The organism is Pararhodonellum marinum, from assembly GCF_015354735.1.
GTDB lineage: Bacteria > Bacteroidota > Bacteroidia > Cytophagales > Cyclobacteriaceae > Pararhodonellum > Pararhodonellum marinum.
The window spans coordinates 236,017-261,460 of sequence record NZ_JACEFJ010000007.1 but is presented as its reverse complement, the minus strand read 5'-3'; the positions used below and the strand labels follow the sequence as shown (position 1 = coordinate 261,460).

The window sequence follows — 25,444 nt, the reverse complement described above, 5'->3', positions numbered from 1 at the left end:
GCGTGTATGAAAAATAGCGGGTTCAGTGCAAAATCTAAGGTCAGTGCTTCTAATGTAAGACAGAACCAAACTGAAAATGAAGTGCTTTTTCATCAGTTACTTCTAATACACGCAAAACCTTGTGTGTAATTTTAAGAACCGCATAGAACTAATAATTCAATCAAAATCAAAGTGAGCATATTCTCTTATCATTTAGTCGAACTTCCCTTTTTTGTAGCGGTAAAAGGAATAATCTCGAATCCAATTTCTAAAAACATAAAAGGACTGATTCACTCCGAATACATGACGGCAATGACTCTAGGCTCACCAATTTTTTCTCCCTCTAGAGTTTTAATTGGTAAAGTGGCAGTTTTTATGCAATGGGAAAATGAAAATGAACTTGAAAATTATTTGGAACAGGACAGTTTTGGAAGAACTTTAGCAAAAGGTTGGCATGTACGTTTGTCTATTATTAGAGAATGGGGAAAGTTTAGTGGATTCAAAATACCAAATGATAAAGACCAATTAGAAAGTTCAAATTCTCCTGTTGTTGCTGTTACAATAGCAAGAATGAAACCTTTGGCAGTTCCAAGATTTATACATTGGGGCAGACCAGTTGAAAAGCTTGTTAGAGACCATCCAGGAACAACTCTCTCGTTAGCCTCAGTTAAATTTCCTAACACAGTTTCAACCTTTTCAATTTGGAAATCTGAAAAAGAAATGACCGATATGGTACATGGTCATAGTAAAGTGGAAAACCCGAAAAGGCATTCAAACGCAATGAAAGAACGGGAAAGAAAAGACTTTCATTTTCAGTTTACCACTCTTCGATTTAAGCCTTTAGCGGAGTTCGGAAAATGGAAAGGTCAATCGAATTTTGTTCAAAATAATTGAACCCTGATTGTGGAGATGGGAATAGCTAGGAAAAATCAAAGCATTCAAGATTGGATTACTCAACAATGGGTTATACTATTTGGACAAAGAATTGACAATCACAAATACAAATGGCTTTTAGGGCCTTTTGGTGGAACAAATGGAATCGGGCTAAAATTCATTGAGCAGTTAGCTAAAGATGAGGGTTTAGTAATTGATAGCCATAGAAAAAACACAGGATTACTTGATTCAATTCTGAATTTAGGACTACCAGAAATTGAACTAAAGAGGCTGTCTCCTGACGTAATTGACTTTTATGAAAACACATCAAACTATGACCTGCTCCTAAAGGCAAAATGGAACCCATTTTTCAAAATTTTCGGAACTCTAATAAAAAGTGTATTTAGTAAGAGAATTGAACAACTTAATGTCCCTATTGAAAACTTAGAAGATGCCTCAGGACTAACCAATGAAATAATAAAACTAGTCGATTCAAAAACAAAGGAAATTAAAAGAACAATTTGGCTAAGAACTTTTAAATCTTCAGGTCAAGTTGTTTACTCAGGAGTTTATGAAACATGCTCTTTACCGAACAAACAGATTTGCATCAAAGCTATCTTTCCTTTGCCAAATGGAAACGCTACAGTAATACTAACTCCTATTGTTGGCCAAAATGGAGAACTCATTTTAGATTCATCGGGGCAAAGAATTGGAGACAGTGGCTTTTACTTTTTACTAAGGGATTCAAAAGGACAATTATGGAGTAAATTCCTCAAATCCTTCAAGGACAAATTGGTTGTTTCAAGTATAAAAAACAGAATTACCGCGACACAAACTTTGACATTGTGGAATTTGAAAGTTCTTGAATTTGAATATGAAATAAAAAAACTACCGCCACAGCGCATATAGCTTATGCCGGGATTTTCCTTTAATTCGAAAAATGATCTTCGGATCAAGATTATCTTGGGATGAAAGATTTATCTTCGGGAGTCGCCACTAGCCATATGCTCAAAATGTACCACACATTTGAAATACTGATGATGAATAAGTCAATCTTCATACTAATTCTTTTTTTAAGGTTCACTAATCTTCTAATTGGGCAAAATTTAGAAAGTGTTTTCGAAAAGGAATATTCAGATTTTAAGAGTAATCCCAACATCGAAAAATTAGAAGACAGCTTGAATATTAAACTTAATTCATTGGAGAAAATTTTGAAGTATGGGGAAAATAGTTCTTCGAAAAATTTAAATCTTTTTGAACAAAGGATTTATGAATTATCAAAAAGACATTTTTCGGATAAAGTAGGTTTAATTCTAACTTGGGGAACAAATGGAAATTGTGGCAGGTATGGAGAATGGTTTAATGAATTAACCATTAAATATGGCTTTAAATATGCAAGTGTGAACTGTTCTTGTACGGGGGGTAATATTCCAGAATTAGTAGATAGTTACAATCAATATTCGACAGAATATATAAAAAACAAAAAAGGAAAAAATTGGACAAGAAATCTAGAAAAAGAAATATTAGCTAAAAAAAGAAAAGTTGAATTTAATTTATCAAAAAAGCCAGCCACTTACCCTTGTTCTTGCTTTGAGGTTCAAATTGATTCTTCTTTTAATAATTCAAGTTTGATTTTTAAAGGGAAAGTAAAAGAAATTATAAAAGGAAAGTTTTTTAATTATCAAGGTTTTAACTCTGACATAGTCAATTTTGAAGTAATAGAAGGTTACAAAAAGGCAAAAGTTGAAGAAGGGATTGTTTCCATTATTAACTATAATTCCTCTTGTGATTATTTGTTTGAAGAAGATAAGGAATATATAGTGTTTGCAAATGACCTTGGCTATGGTCATTATTCTACGTCAATATGTACCCAAACAGCAGAAATAAACGACTTTCATTTTGATGACCTGAACAGATTAAAAGAGTTATCTAAGAATTGGATTGATGACCTTTATAATTATCGGGATTTATTGGTGATAGAAAAAGTTACTTACAACGCACTAATCAAAGAAAATGAAGACCACGTCGCTACAATTGAAAAACAAAAGGGTCAATTTAAGTTTTTGATTTACCTGATTGCAGGTGTGGTTTTAAGTATTATTATTTTCATGACCGGAGCCAATATGAAGGAATCCAGCGGCTAAACATCACCTTAGATGCAGCTGGAGGTACCGAGTAACTATGAAAATCAGTATCTTTAAAAAGTCAGGAGTTAAGCTTGAAGGGAACGGCTCCGAAAGCCTGCCTTCCGTCAGAAAGGCCCGCTGTCTCGGTCTTTTCAATTCTTTTTCCTGTCACCAACTTTTCGAGCTTAAAAAGATATGTCTTGACAGTATTCTTGCTGATATCCAGTATCCAGGCAATGGTTTTGATTCCCTTACCCTTTGTTTCAATATGATTAATTGTTTAATCTGACTCATCTGTTTTGGTTTTCCAGCCATTGGGTTATAGTTAGCGGTTTTTGAAAATGTCCGCTAAAAAACCAAAACCATTCATCAGAGGGGTCAATATGCTCCGGAATATTGATCAAGAGGGGTCAGTATGCTCCGGAATCTTATTGAAAATCTATCATTATGGGGTCAATATGCGCCGGAATGTCAGTCGAATCTGACCAATAAGGCCACATTCAATGTTCAAAAACATTCCGGTTTAGAGGGGTCAGCATGCTCCGGAATATCCAAGAGGAACTTGGAGCAAAAGGAACACCTTTACAAACGGAGGCAGGCCATCATCGAACACAACTACTGAACAATCAAAAGACAGTGGAACTTCCACTTCATCATCACTAAAAAGGGAAAGGACAGGGCCTCCTCATATGTTGGGTTCATGTTTCTGGCCTATAATATTTCGGCAGGATCAGTACAGGTCTTCGAAGGATCTTCAATCTTTTCGGTTAGGAATCATTGAAAAAGTATCTGAAGATGCTGTGGGTTTGGTTTTTGGCCATATCGGACTTTTTAAGCGTCCGAAAGAAGTTTATACAGCGTTTTGAAACTAATAGATTCCATAAATTCCAATTTCTAAAGCCACACTTAAATTCAAGGAAATGGGCTTATATTTAGGCTATGGGAAAAGATAACGGGTGTTTTTGGACAAACTGCCGTTGTGGGCAAGCCACGGACGTCTGACCAAAGCGATGAGTGACTTTAGAAAAAATGAAATTTGACTTCTAAATAATTAATAGAATGATACCCAAGAAGACATTTGATAAATTGAGAATTGAGCTTTCTGTTAAATTAAAAAACGGACTCGACTTCACATTAGCAGCAAGTATAATTTGGCTGGCAATTGGATTTGTGTGGACGCTTAATTCTAAGCCCTATGACAAATCGGTGTTAACATTTATAGTTGGAAGCGTTATGCTTCCACTTGCACTGCTCATTTCCAAGATAATCAAGACAACCTGGACAATTAAAGAAAATCCTCTGCAACCATTAGGTCTTTGGCTGAATTTTGCTCAATTGTTTTATTTTCCGTTTCTAGTCTTTACACTTATTAAATTACCGGACTATTTTGTCATGGTTTATGCGATAATAACAGGAGCACATTTCTTTCCTTATTCTTGGTTTTATAAGACTAGTTTGTTCGCGATTTTTGCTGGACTAATTTCATTGGGTTCATTGGCAATAGGGTTGACCGTTTCGACAGAGAAAATGTATTTTATTCCTTTCCTGATGAGCATAGCTCTTTTCGTACTGACTATTTTATTACATTTTGACAGCAAGAAAAAACAACGACTCTGGACTAGTGAAATAAATTAGGATGACAGAAAAATCTACTGGAAACGGCTAGCCCACAACAAAATGTTTGCGCAATGGTGGAGTGACGAGTAAGCTATAAGTGTTAGCTTTGTTCAACGTATGGTTAGGTGGGACAAATATGTTTTTAAAAAGCCCACCACTGCGCAAACACAAACGTTAGAGAGCATTAAAAGAAGCCCACACCTTTGGAAAATGTTATCTTTTGAGATAACTTTGTAAATATGGTTATGAAGATCATTTTTTTATGAAAACCCTTTATTGATTTTATCAAAACCAAAATGATAAGGTTAAAAGTAAGATTCAATACGTTTTTGCGCTGATCAAGCAAGTGGAAAGAGTTCCTAAGAAGTTCCTCGACCATCATGAAGGAAGTTTTGGGTTGTTTGAAGTATGAGTGGAATACCAATCAAACATTTACAGGATATTTTGTTGCTTTGATGAAGGAAGGCTTGTCATTCTTTTCAACGGTTTTCAAAAGAAGATTCAAAAGACCCCAAAGAATGAAATAAAGAAGACAGAAAGGTTAATGAAGGAATATTTTCAATCAAAGAAATAAAGCCATGAAGGATTATAGCAAAGTAAAAACATTTGATGATCTGATTGGACTGGAACACGGAAAAATTGGAAGTGAAAGCAGGAACAAGTATCAAGAGAATGCCCAGATGTTCATCATCAGCGAAATGCTAAAAGAGGCTAGAAAGGAAGCAAACCTGACCCAGGAGCAATTGGCGGAAAAGGCAGGTACAAGAAAAAGTTATATCTCAAAACTTGAAAATGGAAAAGGAAATATTCAGTTGTCGACTTTGATCCGAATTTTTGAACAAGGATTGAATAAAAGAATTGGATTAACTTTCCTTTAAAGGAAAGGGCCAAAGCAATAGCGCACTGTAGGAAGCGCAGTTATGAAAATCCCTGCTTGTGTATAGTAGAGAACCTTTGTGGGTATTATCCAGATTCTATCTCCATTTATAGAAAATCGTATATCAGAATGAAATGAAAAAAATATACGTTATAGCTTGATGCAACGGGGCAGGAAAAACAACTGCTTCTTCACAATTCTACCAGAAATACTTGATTGTAAGCCTTGAAGAGACATACAGAAGGCTAATCGAAAAAAAAAAAAAGAAAAGTCCGATGATTTTGGTAAGGAACGGAAAAGTTGTCGCTATTGACCCAAATTAAATATTACCCACAATCATCTTGGATACAGCGGGCAGTACCGAGTGACTATGAGTTTCAGTATCTTTAAAAAGTCTGGAGAAAGTATAAAAGGTATGGCTCGAGATTGACCCATCCATGCCTTATCCAAAAACTTTCTTGACAATCACTCTGATCATTAAAACTGCCATCAGGACCACGGAGCCTGCAATGATAAATTCCATATTGAGATTTTTTGTTAAAACAGACTTCAATGGATTTTGTTCAGTCTTTGAGGAGATGATTCAGCATCAAATCCGGTAAACCGAGTTAATATTTCTTTAAATCAGGCAAGCGGGGAAATAAAGCAACAAATCTTGACTAATTTGCAGGTCTAACCTATTCCTATTGATGTATGAAGGCAAAAAAGAAAAGGCGCATTGCCCTGAGTAGCCTGTTTTTTCTGGCCGGGTTATGTTTTTCCTCTTGGGCTGCCAGAATTCCGGACATTCAGGTCAGGTTTGATTTGTCTGAAGGCCAATTGGGAACACTTTTATTGGGCTTGCCATTAGGCTCTTTGCTGGCCTTGCCTTTGGCCGGCTGGGCAGTCCATCAATACGGCAGCAGGATTGTCATCATCTGCGGTTCTTTGGCTTATGCGGTTTTTCTCCCGGCCATTGCCTTTAGTAATAGCTTGTGGATGTTGGTACCGGTGGTTTTTATATTCGGCATGATCGGCAACGTGATGAATATTTCTCTCAATACGCAGGCTCTCGACTTAGAAAACCATTACGGAAGAAGTATTTTGGCTTCACTTCATGGATTGTGGAGTTTGGCGGGGTTTACAGGAGCAGGTATTGGCGCAGCCATGATTTATTTTGGACTTTCACTTCAGAGTCATTACCTATGGATCAGTTTGATGGTATTGCTTATCTTAATGGTTGCTCAGCGGTTTATAATCAAAGAGGTGAGTGTGGCAGAGGGGAGTGGTATGGTCCTTAAAAAACCCGATGACCTCTTATTGCGTTTGGGAGCCATCGCTTTCCTGGGTATGATGTGTGAAGGCTGTATGTTTGACTGGAGTGGGGTTTATTTCAAAAAAGTGGTTCTGGTCAATCCGGAATGGGTGGCCTTGGGTTATGTTTGTTTTATGGGAGCCATGGCATCCATGCGATTTGTATCTGATAAATTAGCCAACCGTCTGGGCAAAATCACTATTATCAAATGGAGCGGTTTATTCATGTTCATTGGTTTGACGGTATCGGTGCTTTGGCCAAGTATCCTGATGGCATCTATTGGCTTTCTGCTTGTAGGTGCAGGGGTAGCATCAATAGTTCCCATGTCCTACAGCATTGCAGGCAGATCCAAGAGTTATTCTCCAGGCATTGCTTTGGCCTTGGTTTCCACCATTTCCTTTTTTGGGTTTCTGGTGGGCCCGCCCTTGATTGGTTTTTTTGCTGAATTATTCAATCTAAAGGTATCTTTTGCGCTGATTGCTTTTACAGGTTTGGGGATTTTTATACTTTCCAGTATTCGTTTGCAGGTTTTTGAGCAACCCTTGCCACAACACAGTTAAACTGGCTATGGAAGTTAAGGAATTTCACCACCAAAAGGACTTCACTGTCCATTCCTTTCAGATTAATCCTCAGGGGAATCTGAGGTGGTCCGCTTTGGCCGATATCCTACAGGAGATTGCTTGGCTCCACGCCAATAGTGAGGATTTTGGGAAAAACCTTTTTGAAGATGACCTGATGTGGGTGCTTTCCAGATTTGAAATCCACTGTCTCAAAAAACCAGTTTGGGGAGAAAGAATCACAGTGAAAACTGCCGGACGGGGGATCCATAAGCTTTTTGCTTTGCGGGAATTTCAGGTATTGGATCAGGCGGGTACGATTTTGGTCGAGGCCATGTCGGCTTGGCTGCTGTTGGATGTCAAAAGCAAACGCCCCCGAAAACCGGAAGCGGTATTGCCCAAGAGGCATTTTAAGCCTTTGCTGGGAGATGAATTGGTACCATCTAAAGTAATTGTCCCCGAGGATCTGGAGTTTGCCTATGCGATCCAAGTTACTCCTTCAGACCTCGACATGAACCGACATGTCAACAATGCCAGCTATATCCGTTGGGTGGAGGATTTTTGCTGGCGAAAGGAGATTAAGATTGATCATTTATTGATTCAATATCTGGAAGAAGTGAAATTGGATGAGGAGGTGCAGCTTTATTTTGAAAAAAGAGGAGGCCATTGGAATATCGTCGGTAAATCAGTTAATGGGAGGGCAGTTTTTTCAGCTATGACCAAGGTTTGATCCCAGATGCTTCATTGTATTTTGGTACAATTAATGTAGCTTGATGCCCATGTTGCTCTACGAACAATATGCCTATGCTGAGCTCAATGCCTGGTTCCAAAAGATGAAGAAAAAGCCATCTATGGCCAATTCCATGACCAAAGGCATTCAGCGAGGAATCAATAATCTCTTGCCGGACAAGGTCCATCAGGCGATCACTTATGCCATAGAGAAAATGGTGAAGGGAGTATTGATTGGGGCCTCATTTGTCAATCCCAAAACCCTACAGGGAGCCAGTCTCCATTTACGGGAAAACCTGGTTAAAAAGAAAATCAAGTTTTATGAGAAAACCGCATCCGTGGAAGGGGCGGTAACCGGGGCAGGTGGAATCCTAATGGGATTTGTGGATTTCCCGGCGTTTCTAACCATCAAGATGAAACTGCTTTTCGAAATGGCCGCTCTCTATGGCCATGATGTTGAGGATTACAAGGAAAGACTTTTTATGCTGTATGTATTTCAGTTGGCTTTTTCCAGTCAAAAAAAGAGAAATGAGGTGGTAAAAATTTTGTCTTCATGGGAACAGTTCAGCAAAGACCTGCCTGAGGATGTAGACCAGTTTGATTGGCTAAGCTTTCAATTGGAATACAGGGACTACCTGGACTTGGCTAAACTGGCGCAACTGATCCCAGTCATTGGGGCAGGAGTGGGGGCGGTGGTCAATTATAGATTGGTCAGGCAATTGGGAAATACAGCCATGAACTGTTACCGCATGCGCTATTTTGCCAACAGGTCAGCTGATATGGATCAAATTTCTTAATTGAGGCTTGGTTCATACAGATATGGTTTGAATTTGGAACTTCCGAGTTAAAAGCCAAGAAAAATCCCTACTGGCAGTGTTTCAATTGACCATATTAAGCATTCATCCTCAATCGATTGGGTCAGTAAAATTGATCTCATTTTTTACTTAAGGAGTTTGATAAGCTATCTACACCTCCTTTTATAGGAAACAATTTAAAAATTTTAAATCCCCAGTTTTCAGGAAACGCCCTGTTCCTTTTTTTAATATTATATTAATTTTAATAATAAAAATTTTTATTATACAATTGTTAAAACATATTCAATTGCATTAAACAAATATAAAGTGTAATTTTGTGATTAACTTACTAATTCATAAAAAGTGGATTTTAAGGTCCATCAACAGATCCAGGCTATGGAAGAAAAACCCGTGAACAAAACCCAATTCCAGATCACGCAAATGAATATTGACCTTGAAATTTTTTTCAAACATTAATTATTGAACCATGACGAAACCAAAAGAATTTCCTGATCAGAGTCAATCTCTACCGGGAAGTGAAAAAAAGATGCAACCAAAACCCGAGGTTATACGCCCCTATTATGAAGGCAGCAATAAACTGAAGGGAAAAGTAGTACTGATTACAGGTGCTGATAGTGGCATAGGACGAAGCGCAGCGCTCCACATGGCCATCGAGGGAGCCAAAGTGGTAGTCACTTATCTTAAAGAGGAAGAAGACGCGCAAGAGACCAAATACCTCATTGAGGAACATGGGGGTGAATGTCATCTGATAAAGGGCGATCTGAAAGATGAGCAATTTTGCGAAGCCCTGATCGAGGAGACCATTGGTCATTTTGGTCAAATCAACATATTGGTCAACAATGCGGCAGTACAGCACCCAAAAAATCATATTGAAGAGATCAGCAAAGAACAACTCAAGGAGACCTTTGAGACCAATATTTATGCTTTCTTTTATTTGGTGAAAGAAGCTTTGCCCCACATGAAATCAGGTGATGTAATCATCAATACGACTTCAGTGACGGCATATCGAGGCAGCGAACACCTACTGGATTATGCCAGCACCAAAGGGGCCATCGTGTCCTTTACCAGGTCATTGGCAAAAAATCTTGCGGAAAAAGGCATACGCGTCAACGGCGTAGCACCCGGACCAATCTGGACCCCGTTGATTGTGGCCACTTTTGATGATGTGGAGGATTTCGGTGCTGATACCCCAATGGGTCGGGCTGGCCAACCCTCAGAAGTAGGTCCTGCCTATGTATTTCTTGCATCAGAAGACAGTAGCTACATGACGGGTCAGATTATTCATATCAACGGTGGTGAAGTAGTAGGAGGCTAATTCGTAAAAATGATAGTTACAGAAAGAAGGTTGATTGCAAAAAAGACCGACTCCATCGGTGTCCGTAGTTTGATTGGAAATACGGGTTTGATCAGAATGGAAAAGTTGTTTCCTGAAAATTTGATTTATGGTAAAATGGAGATGCTCAATCCTGCTGGAAGTATCAAGGATAGGACATCACAATTTATCATTGAAGAATCCATCCATTTGGGATTGATTAATTCAGAGACCCTGATCGTAGAAAGTACCTCAGGGAATATGGGAGTGGGTCTTGCCCAGATCTGCTTGTATTGGGGATTGAAATTGAAATTAATAGTTGATCCATACATCAATAAGCAAACGCTACAGCTGCTAAAGGCTTACGGAGCCGAGGTTGAAATCATAAAGGTTCAAGATGATTCTGGGTCTTATTTGAATGGAAGAATAGCAAGAGTAAAAGAAATATTAGAAACTCATCCCAATGCTTTTTGGACGAGGCAATATGAAAACCCATTGAATCCATTAACGCATCATTTGACCATCAAGGAAATTGTCAGCCAGTTGGAATCTGAACCGGATTACATCTTGGTAGCCACCAGCACCTGTGGGACTTTGATGGGCTTTTCGGATTATGCTTTTCAGTATTTGGAGAAAACCAAAATCATTCCGGTTGACAGTGCGGGAAGTATCATTTTTGGAGGGGAGCCGTCCAAACGGTTAATCCCAGGATTTGGTGCTTCCAAAGCTGCCCATTTTTTGGATGAATCACATTTGGAAATGCCTCAGATAATAGAAGAGTGGGAAAGTATTGTGGGATGCAAAAAGTTGTTGGCAAGAGAAGCAATCCTTGCAGGGGGATCGACGGGAGCCTTGGTGGCTGCTGTCGAAAAAATGGAACTTGAACCCGATCAAAGTGCCGTAATCATTATCTGTGATAGGGGGGAGCGTTATTTGGATACTATTTATTCAGACGATTGGATAATAAGTAATTATGGCAATCAGGTGTTTGAAAAAATCAATCAAAAAGTCAAAGATGATTTGGAAGAAATCGGATTTCGGAACAGTAGATACTGAAAATAGAAAGCAATTAAGTCATTACATCGACCAACCCAATTATTTTGATAGGGATACATTTCATGTTGGGATTATCGGGGGAGGACCCAAGGGAGTGTATGCACTGGAAAGAGTGGTTAGCCTCTGGTCAGCATCGCTTTCCAATCAGCTACTTACTGTCAGTTGTTTCAACAAAGACATGAATTTTGCTTCGGGTCCTAATTATGATCCATCTCAGCCTGATTTCCTCCTGTTGAATTACCCCTTGGGAAAAGTGAATTTCTGGATAGATGAACCTCAGCAACTTGTTGAAAATCGTCTTGATTTGATGTCATTCATCAAAAAATATGCAAACACTCCTTCCCAAATCCCCAAATCCCATCAAGCATGTAGCCGAAGCCTGACTGGAATTTACTTACAATACTGTCTATTGCAGGTGATAGATAACCTTCCGCCCAATATAAAAATCAACCTAATCATAGATGACATCCGTGGTATCCCCGAACCTTCAAACGGCTTAATGCTTCAGGGAGAAAGTCAAATTTATGCTGATTTTGATGAGTTAATGATCTGTACAGGACATAGTTATCAATTTGAGGGCAATTTGATTTCAGATGGTACTAACTTGAAAACTCTGAATTTTATCCAAGAAGCATTGCCCATCAAAAATCTACATGCTGGGAGTTATGCTTCGAAAATCATTGTCATTAAAGGAATGGGACTCACTTTTATCGACAGCGTTTTGGCCATGACAGAAGGAGCGGGTGGGAGGTTCAAGCCTAAAGGTGATAATTTGATTTACATTCCATCAGGTCATGAACCCAAAAAAATATTTCCATTTTCCAGATCCGGGATTCCCATGATCCCTAGAGTGAGTGAAAAAAATATTGCTTTAAAATACTTTACGGCAGACTTCATTGCAACCCAGATTGGCTCATCCGGTAAAATCAATTTTGTAGAAAGGCTTTTACCTATGATTGAAAAAGAATACCGTTTTCAATATGCAGCAAGTTGTTTGAAATATATAGGTAAATGGCCTCAAGAAGGAGGATCGCTGTCATTAGCCCATATTGAGGCACTCGCTTTAGAATTTTTTCCATCTTTTGTACCATTTGATCTTCTAGGTTTTTTGTGGCCTGAATTAGGGGAGGACCATATTATAACATATTTAAATTCATTTATTGAGCCAGATCAGGATGACTTCCACCAACTTGCCTTAGCGGAAATGACCACAGTATGGCCGGCCATCTATCCTCTTTTCAATAAAGCGTACAGTTTTGGAAGGCTTACAGCGGAAAGTCAGGAGATTTTTGAAAATACATATTACAGAAACTTCCACAGGGTATCCTATGGTCCACCCATACACAATGTCAGAAAGATTCAGGCACTCCATGAAGCAGGGATTTTGGACTTTGGATTCCATAAAAACCCAATGATATTCCTGGATGATTCGGGAGGGAAAATCAAAATAAAAAACCCGAAAACCAATAGAGAAGTGAATGCAGATCTAATGATAGATGCCAGAGTGGCCAAGGCGGGTAAAATCAATTCATTGCCACCAGTTCTAAAAAGTCTTATTAATGACCTTGAGAGCAGAGTCTATCAAAACAAGCCTTCAGGATGCATTGCGATGGATTCATCCTGTCATTGGCTTATCAACAAACACATCACTTTTTATGGGACGCCTACGGAAGGCTGGACCCTTGACAACGAAAGCTTATCCAGGACCAACAACAACATGGCTACGCCATGGGCAAACCAAATCATCAACCACTATGAACAATCAAATCCCAAAACTAACACCAATCACACACTCGTGGGTTAAAAATATAGTTTCAGAAAGGAAATACCTTTTTGACTGGATAAACCAATACAACTCACCGATTAACCTGATCAACTTAAAACCTTTCAGGGAAAATCATGATAATTTTGAAAACCTCTTCAAAAAAATGGGACTGAAGGGGGAAGTGTTTTTTGCCCGCAAAGCCAATAAATGCAAAGCTTTTGTCTATGCGGCCAAGCAACATAAGTTTGGGGTGGATACCGCCAGTCTTAATGAAGTCAAGGATTGCGTCAATTTAGGTTTCGATCCTGCTAAAGTGACCGTAACGGCAGCCATAAAAAACAAAGCTTTATTAAAATTCCTCATCGCCCATGAGATGCCTGTTGTTTTGGACAATGAAGATGAATGCATCTTGCTTCATCAGTTGCTGGAAGAACACAACAGAATGATCAAAGTAGGTTTTAGAGTCAGTGGTTTTGAATTTCAAGGGAAAAAGCTTTATTCCAGGTTTGGCTTTGACTCCAATGCAGTAGTAGAATTTATTCAATCCAATCTGGGGAAAGGAAAGCGGTTCTACAAATTTGCCTATGAGGGTTTGCATTTTCACCTCAATGGCTATTCCACAGCAGAAAGATCAGCTGCGCTGGGTCAATGCATTGAACTTTCAGATGAATTAGCCCAATCTGGCTACCAAACCCAATTCATTGACATAGGAGGTGGGATTTTGATCAACTATCTCAAAAGAAAAAGGGAATGGACCCAATTTAACAGGCAACTGAAATCTTCCATATCAAATGAAGACCATAAGGAATTGACCTTCAAGAAACATCCGCTTGGTATGGTCAAAACAGGCAAAAAGCTACAAGGAGAGCCTTTGGTTTATCCTTACTTCAATGAACTCAATCAAGCTGATTTTGTAGAAAGTATCCTCATTGCGCAAAAAGCAGAAAAGCCACTTTTCCACCATTTAATCGATCGTGACATCACTTTGCGGCTTGAGCCCGGGAGGTCCATGCTGGATCAATGCGGGATCACGGTAGCGAGAGTGGCTTATCGCAAGAATGACAGTGAAAACCGGCTGTTGATTGGATTGGAGATGAATAGAACGCAGCTGAGCAGCTCCAGTGCAGATTTTTTGCTGGACCCTCTATTTGTTCCGCAAGAGGAGAACGCTGAGGGACGACCGTGTGAGGGGTATTTGGTCGGAGCTTATTGCTTGGAACAGGACCTTATTCTAAAAAGAAAGCTGTCCTTCTCCCAAATGCCTCAGGTTGGTGATTTGTTTGTATTTGTCAATACAGCAGGATACATGATGCATTTTTATGAAAGTGAAGCCCATGGCTTGCCCCTTTCACAAAATTTGATTGTGGAGAATGGCAATCAAGATGTAATTCCCGACGAAGCTTACTTTGATTATCAAAAGAAAAAGAAGGGCAAGGCAATTGATCAGCTGACCAACATTTCAGCTATTTAAAAATTACGGATTGTTTAGGGTGTTTTAAAAGCATTTTTAAGTTCAGGGTTTACTTATGGCACATACCTGAAGGAGGTGCTTTTGATGCCGGTGATGGCCAGCTTATTCAAAAAAAAACTCAGGCCACCAATTGCGGGTAATGGCCTGAGTTTATATTCAGGAACCCTCAAGCCTTGAAATCTGTATGGCTGATGGGCAGTTTTCTGATTCTTTTGCCTGTGGCGGCAAATAGGGCATTGCATACCGCCGGATGGGCAGGAGGGAAGCCAGGTTCCCCCAAACCGGTGGGGTCATGCTCATTTCTGACAAAACGGGTGATGATTTCCATTGGCGCATCCTGTAGTTGCATCAGTTTATAGCGGTTGAAATTGTTCTGCTGAACCACACCTTTATCAAAGGTGATTTCACCATAAAGGGCATGGCCCAAAGCATCAACAATCCCCCCCTCAATCTGGTTTTCTGCTCCGCTGAGATTGACCACCTGTCCGCAATCCACCACGCAATACACTTTATGGACTTTTGGTTTTCCGTCTTTGATGGAAACCTCCGCCACCTGCGCCACATAGGTACTGAAGGAATAATGGGCCGCAAATCCCTGGTATATTCCATTTGCACCATTGTTGTTTTTCCATCCACTGAGCTTCGCTAATTCTTTGATCACATTTTCATAGCGGTCAATGTCGTAGTCCACTTTTCCACCCGGATTGTTTTTGGCTTTTGCTAATAATTCCAGCTGCAATTGGATGGGATCTTTTCCCGCTTTGTGGGCAATTTCATCCAAAAAACTCTGCTCGGCAAAGGCGATAAAGTTGTGGTTGGGTGCCCGCCAGGGAGCTGTGGAAATATTGGATTCCTTGTTGTGGTTGTCTATTCTGAAATTGGATACAGCTCCTGCCGGAAAGCTATTGGGAATGGAAGTCCTTTGGTTGTTCAAACCGGCTGCGGTCAGATGCCAGGCTTCCAATTCCTTTTTATCATTCAACGTTGCCCTGTATTTGTATTTGCCCATGGGTCGGTAAAATCCGGCCTGCATGTCATCTTCCCGCATCCAGACCATCAAAACAGGTGCTTTGGCAGCCGCAGAGATCATGGCTGCTTCCAGTGAATAATCCGCCATCAGTCTTCTTCCAAAGCCGCCACCCATTCTGGAAAGGCCGACAGTAACATTTTCCTCAGGAATGTCCAAGGCCTTGCTTACTTGACCCCTTGTACTTGCGGGGGTCTGTGTGGGACCATAGAGTTCTGCTTTACCCTCTCTGACATCTGCAAAGAAATTCATCGGCTCCAGTGTGGCATGGGGTAGGATTGGCGCTTCATAAGTGCCTTCTACGATTTCTCCACCATTTTCCAGGAATTTGAGTGCATCTCCATCATTTCGTGCCGGGCTATCGCTTCTTTTATCCAAAAAGGATTTAAGGATTTTTTCATGATCTGCCGTGCTCTCCAGAGGACTGTCATCCTCCCATTCCAGTTTTAAGGCATCCCTTCCTTTTTTGGCATTCCAGGTTGAATTGGCCAAAACAGCTACAATATTTTCCCATTTTACTACCTTATGTACACCCTGCATTTTTAGGGATTCAGTGTCATCAAAGGATTTGAGTTTTTTGCCAAAAGCGGGGGGCCTTGCTACCACCGCATAATACATGCCCGGTCTTTTGGTATCAATACCGAACAAGGGTTTGCCGGTTAAAATATTGTCGTTGTCTATGTTTTTGACCCGGGTTCCTATGATTTTGAAATCTTTGGGATCCTTGAGGGGCACGTTTTCAGGGATGGGCATGGTGGCGGCAGTTTCTGCCAGTTCTCCATAGCTGAGTTTTTTTCCTGATTTTTTGTGGTGTACAAAGCCTGCCTCCGTATGGCATTCTGTTACATCCACACCCCAGGTTTTGGCTGCCGCAGCTACCAAAAGCGCCCTTGCCGTGGCTCCGGCAGTTCTGGCTTCCTGCCACCTGCTTCGGACAGACCCACTTCCTCCGGCCACTTGTCGTCCGTAAAGTTCGGGATCAAATCCCGCCTGCTCTACTTTTACTTTTTTCCAATCCAAATCCAACTCTTCGGCCATGATCATGGGAAGGGAAGTTTTGACCCCTTGCCCGATTTCAGGGTTGGGTGCAATCAGGGTAAAGGTATTGTCTGCCCCTATTTTGAGGTAGGCATTCGGGGAAAATACAGCATTGGAGGCAGCTTCACTTTTGGAAACCATGGGGAAGCCAATCAACATGCCTCCGCCGAGCAAACTGCTGACTTTTAGGAAATTTCTTCTGGTGACATTCAGCCTTTCCATAAGGTACCTCCTTTCTCAGCGGCCATATGAACGGCCTGGCGAATCCTTACGTAAGTTCCACACCTACAAATATTGGTCATGCTGGAAGCTATTTCCTCATCTGAGGGGTTGGGGTTCTTTTTAAGTAGGGCAGCAGCGGCCATCACTTGTCCTGCTTGGCAATAGCCGCACTGGGCCACATCCACTTCATCCCAAGCTTTTTGGACCGGGTGATCGCCATTTTCGCTTAATCCCTCGATGGTGATTACTTTTTTGTTGGCAATGCTTGATATAGGCAAGACACAAGACCTTACGGCCTCTCCATCCAGATGGATGGTACATGCCCCGCATTGGGCCACTCCGCAGCCGTATTTGGTGCCCACTAGATTAAGTTCATCCCTGAGTACCCATAAGAGAGGCGTATCCGGGGCGACGTCTACCTCCCTGCTTTTTCCGTTTACTTCAATGGTGTATTTGGCCATCTGTCTGTATTTTGGTTTCAATTGGTTTTGATTGCTGATCTGATTTCGCTTACCTGATCGGGTTGTACGATTTCCCCCTCATTTCCCCAGCTGTTTCTGATATAATTCAAAACATCCGCAATTTGTTTATCTTCGAGGTAGTCCATTGACGCCATGGGCACACTGTAAGCCACCCCGTTCACTTCTATGCTTTCATCCAAGCCTTGAAGAATGATTTTAATGGATCTTTCTTTATCCTCCATCAAGTAATCTGATTGGGCCAAAGGCGGGAAAGTTCCTTTAATGCCTTCACCATCAGCCATGTGACAACTTGAACAGTGGTTGGCATAGACTCCGGCACCTCTCTTGATGCTTTCTTGCAAATCATCATTACTGATCAGGTAGGGAATATAAATTACACTGAAAATCAATACTATGGTAGGAATACTTTTTAACATGTGATATAATGGTATAGGTGGTACTTCAGATTCAATTATACCTAAATATGACCTTTTTTCCGCCATAAGTCACATAATATTTGTTAGCAATGTATGGGAAGCTTACATTAGCCTTCATTGCAATCCATCATGAACTATCCCCTCTATTTCGATCACAATGCCACCACTCCCTGTGACCCCAAGGTTTTGGAAGCCATGGTTCCTTGGTTTACCACCCATTTTGGCAATGCCTCCAGCAGCAGCCATCCCTATGGTTGGATGGCTGAGGAAGCGGTAGAATCAGCGAGGGAGTCTGTAGCCCATCTGATAGGTGCAAAAGCCAAAGAGGTGATTTTCACCAGTGGGGCTACTGAAGCCATCAACCTCGCCTTAAAAGGCCTTCTATCCCAAGCAGATCCAATTAAAAATGAAATCATTACACTACAAACTGAACACCGCGCAGTATTGGATACTTGTAAGGCTTTGGATCAAACAGGGGTCAAGGTCACTTACCTGCCTGTGGAGAAAAATGGGCTTTTGAAGCTTGATCAGCTGGAGGCGGCAATCGGTCCTCAAACCCTTATTGTGGCCATCATGTATGCCAACAATGAAACCGGAGTGATTCAGCCCATTTCATCGATAGCCCGGTTGGCAAAAGAAAAGGGGGTATTCTTTTTAAGTGATGGCGTGCAGGCCGCAGGGAAAATACCTGTGTCTGTTCATGATTCCGGGATTGACCTGATGCCACTGTCCGCCCATAAAATGTATGGTCCAAAAGGGGTGGGAGTTTTGTTCGTCAATCAAAAAACCATTGGTTCCAAACTGCATCCCCAGATCGTGGGAGGGGGGCAAGAAAGGGGATTGCGAAGTGGCACCTTGAATGTCCCTGGAATTGTTGGATTTGGGCAAGCGGCGGTTTTGGCTGCACAATCAATGTCCGAAGAAAGCAAAAGACTCAAATCGCTGCGTGACAAATTTGAAATTGCCTTATTGGAATTACCGGGCGTAAGCCGCAACGGGACGGATGCACATCGCTTGCCGCATGTGACCAATCTGGCCTTTGAAGGAGTTCAGGGGACGGATTTTTTAAAGCATCTTAATGCAAAGATTGCCGTCAGTTCCGGTTCTGCATGCAGTTCTATCTCAGAGAAACCTTCTCATGTTTTGAAGGTCATGGGTCTGCATGATGCCCTTGCCTTAGCCAGTGTACGATTTGCTATGGGTCGTTTTACCGAAGACGATCACGTGGATCAGGCCCTAGCACATGTAAAAGCAGTTTTAAAAAAGTTGAGGGATTCAGGTAACTAAATCCATTTTGCATAATCCTTCCAAGTATCAATGTCAAAAATTCCCTCAGGAAAATCTACAGTTTCCCGGTCATTTTCCTCTTGGTATATTATTTTTTTGGCCCCATCTTGGCCCTCTAAATGCAGCAATTTATGGAAATAGGTTCGGGTGAAAAGGGAAGGAACCCCCAGATTATCCTCATAAGTGCAAGCAATGATGTCTTTTTTTGATGATTGCTGTTTGTCAATCAGCTTTTGGAGTAAAGTGGTGTCAACATAAGGTTGGTCGCAGACCATTAGGACCACCTGATCGGGATCTTCGGTGTCGATGAGGAGTTTCAGTCCTTTTTTCAGAGAGGAAGACATCCCGCTTTCCCAATCCGTATTGACTAAAAAGTGGGCCGAATATTCGGACAAGCGCTGGCCTATGACCTCATGGTGGGCACCAAGCATAACCAGACAGGTGACGTTTTTCAAACCTAAGGCAGCCTTTAGGCTCTTTTCCAATAAACTTTCACCTGATGGCCCAAGCAATTGTTTTGGTCTGCCAAGTCGGGTAGAGGCTCCGGCAGCCAGGATCAAAACAGCGGTTTTTTGGGGCATTGTTCAGTTTTCAGAGGTTGGGATTTTATTGGTATTGGCTCGATAGTCTTCATGAATGGGGCCTTGCTTATCTTTCAGAAATCCCGCTGTGGATTGGCTGTTGATGGCCTGGATTTCTGCAAGTATGGAAAGTGCAATTTCTTCAGAGGTTTCAGCCCCTAAATCAAGACCGATTGGGGCATGGAGTTTTTTAAGTTGAAAGTTTTCGACTTGAATTCCTTTTTTTTCCAACTGGGCCAGCATCCGTTCCATTTTCTTTTTGGGTCCCAGAACCCCTAAATAGGGGAAATCCATAGCTAGAATGTGGGACAAGATCACAAGGTCATATTCAAAATTGTGGGTCATTAAAACCACGGCGGTATGGCGATCTATCTCTAGCTTTTGGATGGCTTCTTCCGCTGGGTAAACCAAAATATCTTTGGCATTGGGGAACCTGGCCAATGTAGCATGGTTGCTCCGTCCGTCCAAGATGATGGTGTCCCAGCCCAGGGTATGGGCCATCTTGTTCAGAGGCAAAGTGTCATTCCCAGCACCCACAATGATCAGTTGAATAGGGGGCTTTACCACCTCATAAAATACGGTCCAATTGAATTCATCATCGAGGTATTTGATCTGGGGTTTGCCGCTTTTAAGGATTTTTTTGGCTTCATCAATCAGTAAAATCGTAGGTTCTAGAACTGCGGTTTTAGGATGTTCGAATTGATCCTCTTCAGCAAATAACAGACAGGTTCCCAATTGTTCTGTGGCCCTTCTATGCAGTGAAAAAACCGTTACCAGAACTTTGGAAGTTCTGTTTTCAAGGCATTTTTCAAGCATGATGATGGGATTAAGTGGATCCAGAGGATCAATGGGTTCTATCAAGACTTGAATGATGCCGTTGCAGCCCAGACCAATGCCGAATTTTTCATCATCCTCATCCGTGGTATCATAAGTAACCAGTTTAGGTGATTGCTGAAAGATGACCAACTGGGCTTTCTTCAGAGCATCTCCTTCCAGGCAACCACCCGATATGGCTCCGGTCAAGTTACCTGTTTCAGTTACAAGCATTCGGGCACCCGGTCGTCGGTAGGATGAGCCTTCCACGTGAACCACGGTAGCAAGTGCCATTTTTTGTCCGCTTTCTACCCCAAGCTTATACATGCGGATGATTTCCTGCCATTCTTTCATAAATGTTAGTAATTGTGATCAGGATCAATTTAGGCAATAAGTGGAGCAAGAAAAAAGCATTTGGGATAAAGTAGCTGTTTTTTGCTTTTGTTGGAAAGGAGTTGGGGTGATTGCATTACCTGTCCTTTTTAATGAAAAGAGCTCTGAGCGCACTTTTTAACTTGTGGAAATAAAACTTAATGGTTGTCCGCTTCCTTGCCACTAACCCAATATTCTTCTTCAAACGGGTCGGAAGTCCGAACCCTGAGGTACCGGTCATTTCAATTTGCTGGCTAGAATTATATTGAATTACCATTTTACTGGCATCATTCAGTACATACATGTAAAAATTAAATCAATTTATTGAATTTTCTCTTTTTTGAGATTTTACCACATAGGACACATAGTTCACCTAGTTTTTGAATTTTGAATGTATGGTTTTTTACCCAAGACTCTGGTGTTCATAGTAGAATGAATAGGCTATCCATAGATAAATCTGTATTCTTTACTTTTATGGGAAAAAACCTCTTTGAGAACTATGTAACTATGTGGTTAAGAAAAAAAACATGAATAAACCGATACATGCAGAGAAACAAAAGGCTGGTCAGATCGCGGATAACCAAACAATTAGGGTGAAAGATTCTAAAAAATACATTTTGACTATATGTGGCTTCTACGGGTATAATTTGTATTTTTATTTAGGCATGATCTAAAAGTTTGATATGGACTGGTGGCTTAACAGCGAATCCGCATCCAAATTCCAAGATTTCGGCTTGCTGGTATTGAGGTGTCTGTTTGGACTGACACTCAGTTTTCGCCATGGTTGGCCAACCCTGGCGGATTGGTGGCATGGGGAAATCAGCTATCCCGATCCCATAGGTCTGGGAGAATCTTTGACCATGTTCTTGATGGGTACTGCAGAAGCGGTTTTTACACTTTTTATAGCCTTGGGTCTGTTCACAAGACCGGCTGCACTCTGCTTGGTATTGGGATTTGCTACGGCTTTTTTTGTCGTGCATGCGGCAGATTCCTTTGCCACCAAAGAATTGCCCTTTCTTTACCTGTCAGGAATGACAGCAATTTTTCTATTGGGTGCGGGGAGGTTTTCGTTGGATAGGTTTTTTTGGAGAGTATAATTTGATTGATGTATGATTAAAATTAAGCTTCAAAATACACACGATTACTATGGAACATTCCGATCAGAAATACATTTTGGGTCTTTTAAACAATGATCCGGTCATTTTAGAGGAAATATACAGGAAGTATTCAGGGAAGATCAAGTGGATGGTTCTCAAGAACAACGGAACAGAAGCTGATGCCGCAGATATATTTCAGGAGGCTTTAATTACTATTTTTCAGAAAGCCAAATCGGAAAATTTTGTCTTGACATGCCCCTTTGATGCCTTCATTTACCTGATCTGTAAGAAAAAATGGCTCAATATTTTGAATAAAAAGAAAAATCAACCGGTAACAATTAATGAGGAAGCGCAATATAACTACGGAGAGGATAGCTTTCGCCTCGCGGAGGATGTCCAATTGCATGAGGATAGGTTGCATTTGATATCCACACAACTTTCAAAATTAGGGGAAGCTTGTCAGGAGCTTTTGCACCTTAGTTGGATGGGTAAGACCATGGAGGAAGTTGCTTCGGCATTGGGATTCACTTATGGGTATGCCCGAAAAAAGAAATCCGAATGCATGGCCAAGCTAGTTTCTCTGATCAGAAGTTCAAATGAGTTTAATACCCTAAAATGGTGAAATGATGGATACCCAATGGATGATGAAATTCGAGGCATTTCTCTCGGGAGAGATGGATGAAACAGCTAAAGCCCAGTTTGAAACGGAGCTGACCTCAAACAAGGAAATGTATGAAGCCTTCCTCATTTACAGTAGGGTGGAGGCGGAAATGCATCAAAAAATTCATACTGATAAAGGGATTGAGGCCTTGAAGATAAATTTGAAATCCTTGAACCGACAATATTTCAGCGAAGAGAATGAAGCGCCTGTAAAAGTAATCCCAATGACCACTTCCTGGAATTTCAGGAGAGCAGTGGCTGTGGCAGCAGGAATCCTTTTGATATTTGTTTTCTATTTTGTTTTCTTTCTTTCAGGAACCAACCCCCAAGGAATGGCTGAGGATTATTATGTGACCAACCTAAAGGAGTTAAGTCAAACCATGAACGGATCGCAGGATAGCATCCAAAGAGGGATAGCGGCCTACAACAGTCAGGATTTTGAAGAAGCCAAACGCTATTTCGAAGGTTTGGCCTTGCAGGACCCCAACAATGCAGAAGTCATCAAGAACTTAGGACTCACTTACCTTTCAGAAAAGAAATTTGACCAGGCTTTGAGTCAGTTTGAAACCTTGTCTGCCCGTAATGACCTTTACAGCAATCCCGGACTATTTCTGAAAGCCCTCACCCTGATGATGCGTAACCGAGCAGGGGATATGGACCAGGCAAAGGTCATTTTGGAAGAGGTGGTTGAAAAGGGAATGGAAGGCAAGGCACAGGCACAAGCCTGGCTCAAACAAATCAAATAGCAACCAACTATTTTTTAAATGTCATTTAGGGGGACCAATGCAAATTTTTTGCCCCCTTACCACTTTTCTCATTGCTCTAAAACCCATTTGACTTTTTGGCAAAATCCTCATTCTAATTCTTCCTGAATGAAAGGTTGTTTTCTTAAAATAAGTAAAAGGTTCATGACATATCCGATTCTAAAGGTAACAAATTATTGATAATCAGGATATAAAGGTAAATAGGGTTACAGTTTTTAATCTTGAATTACCTTTTTTCTTACAAAAGAAAATCAATCGTTATTCATCGATGACCGGAGGCTGGAACACCCTTCATTTTTAAAACAAACCGATTATCCACTAAAATTTCAAAACAATGAAAACGAAAACAAACATTTTCCGCAAAAGTCTACCTGCAGTTTGTCTGGTAGTTGTCAGTTTAATTTGGTCTTGTGAGCCTTTTGATCCACCTAGAACACTTAAGGCCGAGAGAACGAGCCTCAATAGTGAAATTCCGGTAGAAACAGGCGGAAACGTACATTTGATGGTTTTTTCCAGCCACGATTTCTTCCACAATGGCAAAGCAGAAATCCTGATTTCCGATTTCCCCTATTCCAGATCAACAAGGTCCACCATCCATTGGTACCTTGTTCATTCTTCAGGGCAGGTGTTTTCAATTCCAGGATTCGGCCATAAGGGTGAGACCCGCTACAAAGTCCTTGAGCGATACAATCACGGTGATTATGCAGAATTTGAAATCATCAGAGGGACGGGGCCAGGAGAAGCCTATTCAGAAATTAGGGCCATTGTGGTGGAGGCTGATAAAGACGGCAATTTCCCTGCCCTTCAGGTAAACTTTTCCGACTATCATCAAGCTGTTAATAAACTAGGCATATGACCTAATTAAAAATCCAGTTCTATTTCCTTTTCTTTCAAACTTAAACTTTTAAAACGATGAAAACTAACGCAATTTTTATTCGAATCTATCTAATACTTACCATGATCATTATCGTGGCATCCTGTACGGATTATCCAGAGTACCCGGAAAAATCCGGTTCAACCGCAAAAGCATTTCCACTTGGAAAAGCACCAACCTGGCACTCAGAAGTCCCTGGTCAACCCAATATTCTGCTCTATAAATTCAATGGACATGATTTTGAGGAAGAAGGATCTGTCATTTTAAATGTCCCGGGTATAACCGCCCAAGACCAACACAGTGCAAAGTTCAGTTGGGCCCTTGTTGCCGAAAATGGAGAGGTCTATCCTCTTATTGGACTAGGTGAAAATGGAATAAGCAAATACATTTTCAGTACCCAATATGATGGTGTATTGCTGGTTACAATCAGCAGGGTCATGGGGCCGGGAGAACAATACAAGGAGATTAGGTTGAGCGCTGTTATGCCAAGGCCCAATGGAGAACCTTATTTCCCTAATATACCTGACCCGAAAGATTTTATTCACATCATGGACTAGGGAATTAATGGTATGGGTTGTTCACTCGGATTTTTAAAGAGACGCTATTTTTTTCTTATCAATTAACTAACCGCAGCGATAAATTGGCTGCGGTTTTTTCATAAAAAAGGGTAACAAACAGAAAATCAACTGGATATAATATTGAATAAGGAACGTAACCTTTTCCTTTTAAAATTTTCTTTTCGTTAAATTTTTACTACCATGAAAAAACAAACATTATTTTCGAAAGTACTGCAGCCAGTTTTCCTACTGGCAATGGGATGTGCTATTATGATAGCCTGTACAGAACCGCCCCAACCTGTAGAGCGAGTAAGTAATACGGTATGGGAAGAGCAAACACAAAGTCATGGAAGCCAAGGCACGCTAATTCCATCAAGGGATCAGATCAACAATGACTCTAGGGTGTATACATTTGGAGGCCATGATTTCCAAAAGTTTCCTGAAAAAATGATTCAACTCAATTGGGAAGGGCATGTCAATTTGGAAGACATGGAATTTTATTTGGTTTACAATAACAACCAAAAGAATGAATTCCATAAAATCCCTGGCGTGGGAGCAAACGGGTATTCTTTGTATGATATCAGTATGTTGACCAACAACACATTTGAAAATAAAACCCAAATCGGAATCAGACTGGAAGTTGGACCTGGTGAGGTGTATTCGGGCATCAGGTTGGTTATTCGGGATCACGCCGCATCGCTGAATTGAATCCTGCAATACTGTTAAATTATTGAATGAATTAAAGTTTATTTTTTTAGCAACCTTCACTTGATTTTTTTACAA

25 protein-coding genes are annotated in these 25,444 nt (G+C 40.9%); 20 read left to right on the top strand and 5 right to left on the bottom strand.

What is annotated here, in order from left to right; genetic code table 11:
- Window positions 1-171 precede the first annotated feature (171 nt).
- The 13 genes from H1A14_RS14620 (at window position 172) to H1A14_RS14560 (ending at window position 14,471) form a co-directional block, all read left to right on the top strand.
- A complete protein-coding gene (locus tag H1A14_RS14620; RefSeq protein WP_194777013.1) occupies window positions 172-873 on the top strand; it encodes a hypothetical protein in 702 nt (233 codons plus the stop codon).
- Window positions 874-888: 15 nt separating this feature from the next.
- Window positions 889-1,761 (top strand): hypothetical protein, encoded by an 873-nt coding sequence (locus tag H1A14_RS14615; protein ID WP_194777012.1) that lies wholly within the window; start codon window positions 889-891, stop codon window positions 1,759-1,761.
- A gap of 59 nt (window positions 1,762-1,820) precedes the next feature.
- On the top strand, window positions 1,821-2,996 hold the full coding sequence (locus H1A14_RS14610) for a hypothetical protein (protein WP_194777011.1): 1,176 nt from the start codon (window positions 1,821-1,823) through the stop codon (window positions 2,994-2,996).
- Between the two features lie 1,041 nt (window positions 2,997-4,037).
- Window positions 4,038-4,613 (top strand): DUF7010 family protein, encoded by a 576-nt coding sequence (locus H1A14_RS14605; protein WP_194777010.1) that lies wholly within the window; start codon window positions 4,038-4,040, stop codon window positions 4,611-4,613.
- Between the two features lie 394 nt (window positions 4,614-5,007).
- On the top strand, window positions 5,008-5,169 hold the full coding sequence (locus H1A14_RS23200; protein WP_317174895.1) for a type II toxin-antitoxin system RelE/ParE family toxin: 162 nt from the start codon (window positions 5,008-5,010) through the stop codon (window positions 5,167-5,169).
- A 4-nt stretch (window positions 5,170-5,173) separates the two neighbouring features.
- Window positions 5,174-5,473 (top strand): helix-turn-helix domain-containing protein, encoded by a 300-nt coding sequence (locus H1A14_RS14595; RefSeq protein WP_194777009.1) that lies wholly within the window; start codon window positions 5,174-5,176, stop codon window positions 5,471-5,473.
- Window positions 5,474-6,165: 692 nt separating this feature from the next.
- Window positions 6,166-7,326 carry an MFS transporter gene (locus H1A14_RS14590; protein WP_194777008.1) on the top strand — a complete coding sequence of 387 codons (1,161 nt, stop codon included), beginning with the start codon at window positions 6,166-6,168 and terminating at the stop codon, window positions 7,324-7,326.
- A 7-nt stretch (window positions 7,327-7,333) separates the two neighbouring features.
- On the top strand, window positions 7,334-8,053 hold the full coding sequence (locus tag H1A14_RS14585) for an acyl-[acyl-carrier-protein] thioesterase (protein WP_194777007.1): 720 nt from the start codon (window positions 7,334-7,336) through the stop codon (window positions 8,051-8,053).
- A 43-nt stretch (window positions 8,054-8,096) separates the two neighbouring features.
- Window positions 8,097-8,849: an EcsC family protein gene (locus H1A14_RS14580; RefSeq protein WP_317174894.1), complete on the top strand. Its 753-nt coding sequence runs from the start codon at window positions 8,097-8,099 to the stop codon at window positions 8,847-8,849.
- Between the two features lie 484 nt (window positions 8,850-9,333).
- Window positions 9,334-10,182, top strand: coding sequence for an SDR family oxidoreductase (locus tag H1A14_RS14575; protein WP_194777006.1), 849 nt, complete (start codon window positions 9,334-9,336; stop codon window positions 10,180-10,182).
- Between the two features lie 9 nt (window positions 10,183-10,191).
- Window positions 10,192-11,235, top strand: a complete 1,044-nt coding sequence (sbnA, locus tag H1A14_RS14570) for a 2,3-diaminopropionate biosynthesis protein SbnA (RefSeq protein ID WP_194777005.1) — start codon at window positions 10,192-10,194, stop codon at window positions 11,233-11,235.
- Window positions 11,195-13,039, top strand: a complete 1,845-nt coding sequence (locus H1A14_RS14565) for an FAD/NAD(P)-binding protein (RefSeq protein WP_194777004.1) — start codon at window positions 11,195-11,197, stop codon at window positions 13,037-13,039. The genes sbnA and H1A14_RS14565 overlap by 41 nt, the downstream gene beginning before the upstream one ends.
- Window positions 12,990-14,471 carry a type III PLP-dependent enzyme domain-containing protein gene (locus tag H1A14_RS14560; protein ID WP_194777003.1) on the top strand — a complete coding sequence of 494 codons (1,482 nt, stop codon included), beginning with the start codon at window positions 12,990-12,992 and terminating at the stop codon, window positions 14,469-14,471. Before H1A14_RS14565 ends, H1A14_RS14560 begins: the two co-directional genes overlap by 50 nt.
- Before the next feature lie 166 nt (window positions 14,472-14,637).
- Here the strand turns inward: H1A14_RS14560 and H1A14_RS14555 are convergent, their stop codons facing one another.
- Genes H1A14_RS14555 through H1A14_RS14545 form a run of 3 tightly spaced genes read right to left on the bottom strand, consistent with a single transcriptional unit; the run spans window position 14,638 to window position 17,656 of the window.
- Entirely contained in the window at window positions 14,638-16,758 is a 2,121-nt protein-coding gene (locus H1A14_RS14555; RefSeq protein ID WP_194777002.1) for a xanthine dehydrogenase family protein molybdopterin-binding subunit, read from the bottom strand.
- Window positions 16,746-17,219, bottom strand: a complete 474-nt coding sequence (locus H1A14_RS14550; protein ID WP_194777023.1) for a (2Fe-2S)-binding protein — start codon at window positions 17,217-17,219, stop codon at window positions 16,746-16,748. The genes H1A14_RS14555 and H1A14_RS14550 overlap by 13 nt, the downstream gene beginning before the upstream one ends.
- A gap of 17 nt (window positions 17,220-17,236) precedes the next feature.
- Entirely contained in the window at window positions 17,237-17,656 is a 420-nt protein-coding gene (locus H1A14_RS14545) for a c-type cytochrome (RefSeq protein WP_194777001.1), read from the bottom strand.
- 129 nt (window positions 17,657-17,785) lie between these two features.
- On the opposite strand from H1A14_RS14545, the gene H1A14_RS14540 reads away from it, so the two are divergent.
- Window positions 17,786-18,943, top strand: coding sequence for a cysteine desulfurase family protein (locus tag H1A14_RS14540; RefSeq protein WP_194777000.1), 1,158 nt, complete (start codon window positions 17,786-17,788; stop codon window positions 18,941-18,943).
- On the opposite strand, the gene H1A14_RS14535 is transcribed toward H1A14_RS14540, so the two are convergent.
- Complete coding sequence (locus H1A14_RS14535; RefSeq protein WP_194776999.1) at window positions 18,940-19,524, bottom strand: nucleotidyltransferase family protein; 585 nt, start codon at window positions 19,522-19,524, stop codon at window positions 18,940-18,942. The genes H1A14_RS14540 and H1A14_RS14535 overlap by 4 nt on opposite strands.
- A gap of 3 nt (window positions 19,525-19,527) precedes the next feature.
- Complete coding sequence (locus H1A14_RS14530) at window positions 19,528-20,691, bottom strand: XdhC family protein (RefSeq protein ID WP_194776998.1); 1,164 nt, start codon at window positions 20,689-20,691, stop codon at window positions 19,528-19,530.
- Between the two features lie 701 nt (window positions 20,692-21,392).
- Here H1A14_RS14530 and H1A14_RS14525 point away from each other — a divergent pair.
- The 6 genes from H1A14_RS14525 (at window position 21,393) to H1A14_RS14500 (ending at window position 25,369) form a co-directional block, all read left to right on the top strand.
- A complete protein-coding gene (locus H1A14_RS14525) occupies window positions 21,393-21,806 on the top strand; it encodes a DoxX family protein (protein WP_194776997.1) in 414 nt (137 codons plus the stop codon).
- A 49-nt stretch (window positions 21,807-21,855) separates the two neighbouring features.
- On the top strand, window positions 21,856-22,428 hold the full coding sequence (locus tag H1A14_RS14520; protein WP_194776996.1) for an RNA polymerase sigma factor: 573 nt from the start codon (window positions 21,856-21,858) through the stop codon (window positions 22,426-22,428).
- Window position 22,429: 1 nt separating this feature from the next.
- Window positions 22,430-23,212, top strand: coding sequence for a tetratricopeptide repeat protein (locus H1A14_RS14515; RefSeq protein ID WP_194776995.1), 783 nt, complete (start codon window positions 22,430-22,432; stop codon window positions 23,210-23,212).
- Between the two features lie 352 nt (window positions 23,213-23,564).
- Complete coding sequence (locus H1A14_RS14510; protein WP_194776994.1) at window positions 23,565-24,086, top strand: hypothetical protein; 522 nt, start codon at window positions 23,565-23,567, stop codon at window positions 24,084-24,086.
- A 56-nt stretch (window positions 24,087-24,142) separates the two neighbouring features.
- A complete protein-coding gene (locus H1A14_RS14505) occupies window positions 24,143-24,661 on the top strand; it encodes a hypothetical protein (protein ID WP_194776993.1) in 519 nt (172 codons plus the stop codon).
- A 201-nt stretch (window positions 24,662-24,862) separates the two neighbouring features.
- Window positions 24,863-25,369 carry a hypothetical protein gene (locus H1A14_RS14500; protein WP_194776992.1) on the top strand — a complete coding sequence of 169 codons (507 nt, stop codon included), beginning with the start codon at window positions 24,863-24,865 and terminating at the stop codon, window positions 25,367-25,369.
- The last annotated feature ends 75 nt before the right edge of the window (window positions 25,370-25,444 follow it).

What these genes read in the sequence shown, in the direction of transcription:
- H1A14_RS14615 (WP_194777012.1), top strand. Translation starts at nt 889, where the DNA reads ATGGGAATAGCTAGGAAAAATCAAAGCATTCAAGATTGGATTACTCAA.
- H1A14_RS14610 (WP_194777011.1), top strand. Translation starts at nt 1,821, where the DNA reads ATGAAAGATTTATCTTCGGGAGTCGCCACTAGCCATATGCTCAAAATG.
- H1A14_RS14605 (WP_194777010.1), top strand. Translation starts at nt 4,038, where the DNA reads ATGATACCCAAGAAGACATTTGATAAATTGAGAATTGAGCTTTCTGTT.
- H1A14_RS14595 (WP_194777009.1), top strand. Translation starts at nt 5,174, where the DNA reads ATGAAGGATTATAGCAAAGTAAAAACATTTGATGATCTGATTGGACTG.
- H1A14_RS14590 (WP_194777008.1), top strand. Translation starts at nt 6,166, where the DNA reads ATGAAGGCAAAAAAGAAAAGGCGCATTGCCCTGAGTAGCCTGTTTTTT.
- H1A14_RS14585 (WP_194777007.1), top strand. Translation starts at nt 7,334, where the DNA reads ATGGAAGTTAAGGAATTTCACCACCAAAAGGACTTCACTGTCCATTCC.
- H1A14_RS14580 (WP_317174894.1), top strand. Translation starts at nt 8,097, where the DNA reads ATGCCCATGTTGCTCTACGAACAATATGCCTATGCTGAGCTCAATGCC.
- H1A14_RS14575 (WP_194777006.1), top strand. Translation starts at nt 9,334, where the DNA reads ATGACGAAACCAAAAGAATTTCCTGATCAGAGTCAATCTCTACCGGGA.
- sbnA (WP_194777005.1), top strand. Translation starts at nt 10,192, where the DNA reads ATGATAGTTACAGAAAGAAGGTTGATTGCAAAAAAGACCGACTCCATC.
- H1A14_RS14565 (WP_194777004.1), top strand. Translation starts at nt 11,195, where the DNA reads ATGATTTGGAAGAAATCGGATTTCGGAACAGTAGATACTGAAAATAGA.
- H1A14_RS14560 (WP_194777003.1), top strand. Translation starts at nt 12,990, where the DNA reads ATGAACAATCAAATCCCAAAACTAACACCAATCACACACTCGTGGGTT.
- H1A14_RS14555 (WP_194777002.1), bottom strand. Translation starts at nt 16,758, where the DNA reads ATGGAAAGGCTGAATGTCACCAGAAGAAATTTCCTAAAAGTCAGCAGT.
- H1A14_RS14550 (WP_194777023.1), bottom strand. Translation starts at nt 17,219, where the DNA reads ATGGCCAAATACACCATTGAAGTAAACGGAAAAAGCAGGGAGGTAGAC.
- H1A14_RS14545 (WP_194777001.1), bottom strand. Translation starts at nt 17,656, where the DNA reads ATGTTAAAAAGTATTCCTACCATAGTATTGATTTTCAGTGTAATTTAT.
- H1A14_RS14540 (WP_194777000.1), top strand. Translation starts at nt 17,786, where the DNA reads ATGAACTATCCCCTCTATTTCGATCACAATGCCACCACTCCCTGTGAC.
- H1A14_RS14535 (WP_194776999.1), bottom strand. Translation starts at nt 19,524, where the DNA reads ATGCCCCAAAAAACCGCTGTTTTGATCCTGGCTGCCGGAGCCTCTACC.
- H1A14_RS14530 (WP_194776998.1), bottom strand. Translation starts at nt 20,691, where the DNA reads ATGAAAGAATGGCAGGAAATCATCCGCATGTATAAGCTTGGGGTAGAA.
- H1A14_RS14525 (WP_194776997.1), top strand. Translation starts at nt 21,393, where the DNA reads ATGGACTGGTGGCTTAACAGCGAATCCGCATCCAAATTCCAAGATTTC.
- H1A14_RS14520 (WP_194776996.1), top strand. Translation starts at nt 21,856, where the DNA reads ATGGAACATTCCGATCAGAAATACATTTTGGGTCTTTTAAACAATGAT.
- H1A14_RS14515 (WP_194776995.1), top strand. Translation starts at nt 22,430, where the DNA reads ATGATGGATACCCAATGGATGATGAAATTCGAGGCATTTCTCTCGGGA.
- H1A14_RS14510 (WP_194776994.1), top strand. Translation starts at nt 23,565, where the DNA reads ATGAAAACGAAAACAAACATTTTCCGCAAAAGTCTACCTGCAGTTTGT.
- H1A14_RS14505 (WP_194776993.1), top strand. Translation starts at nt 24,143, where the DNA reads ATGAAAACTAACGCAATTTTTATTCGAATCTATCTAATACTTACCATG.
- H1A14_RS14500 (WP_194776992.1), top strand. Translation starts at nt 24,863, where the DNA reads ATGAAAAAACAAACATTATTTTCGAAAGTACTGCAGCCAGTTTTCCTA.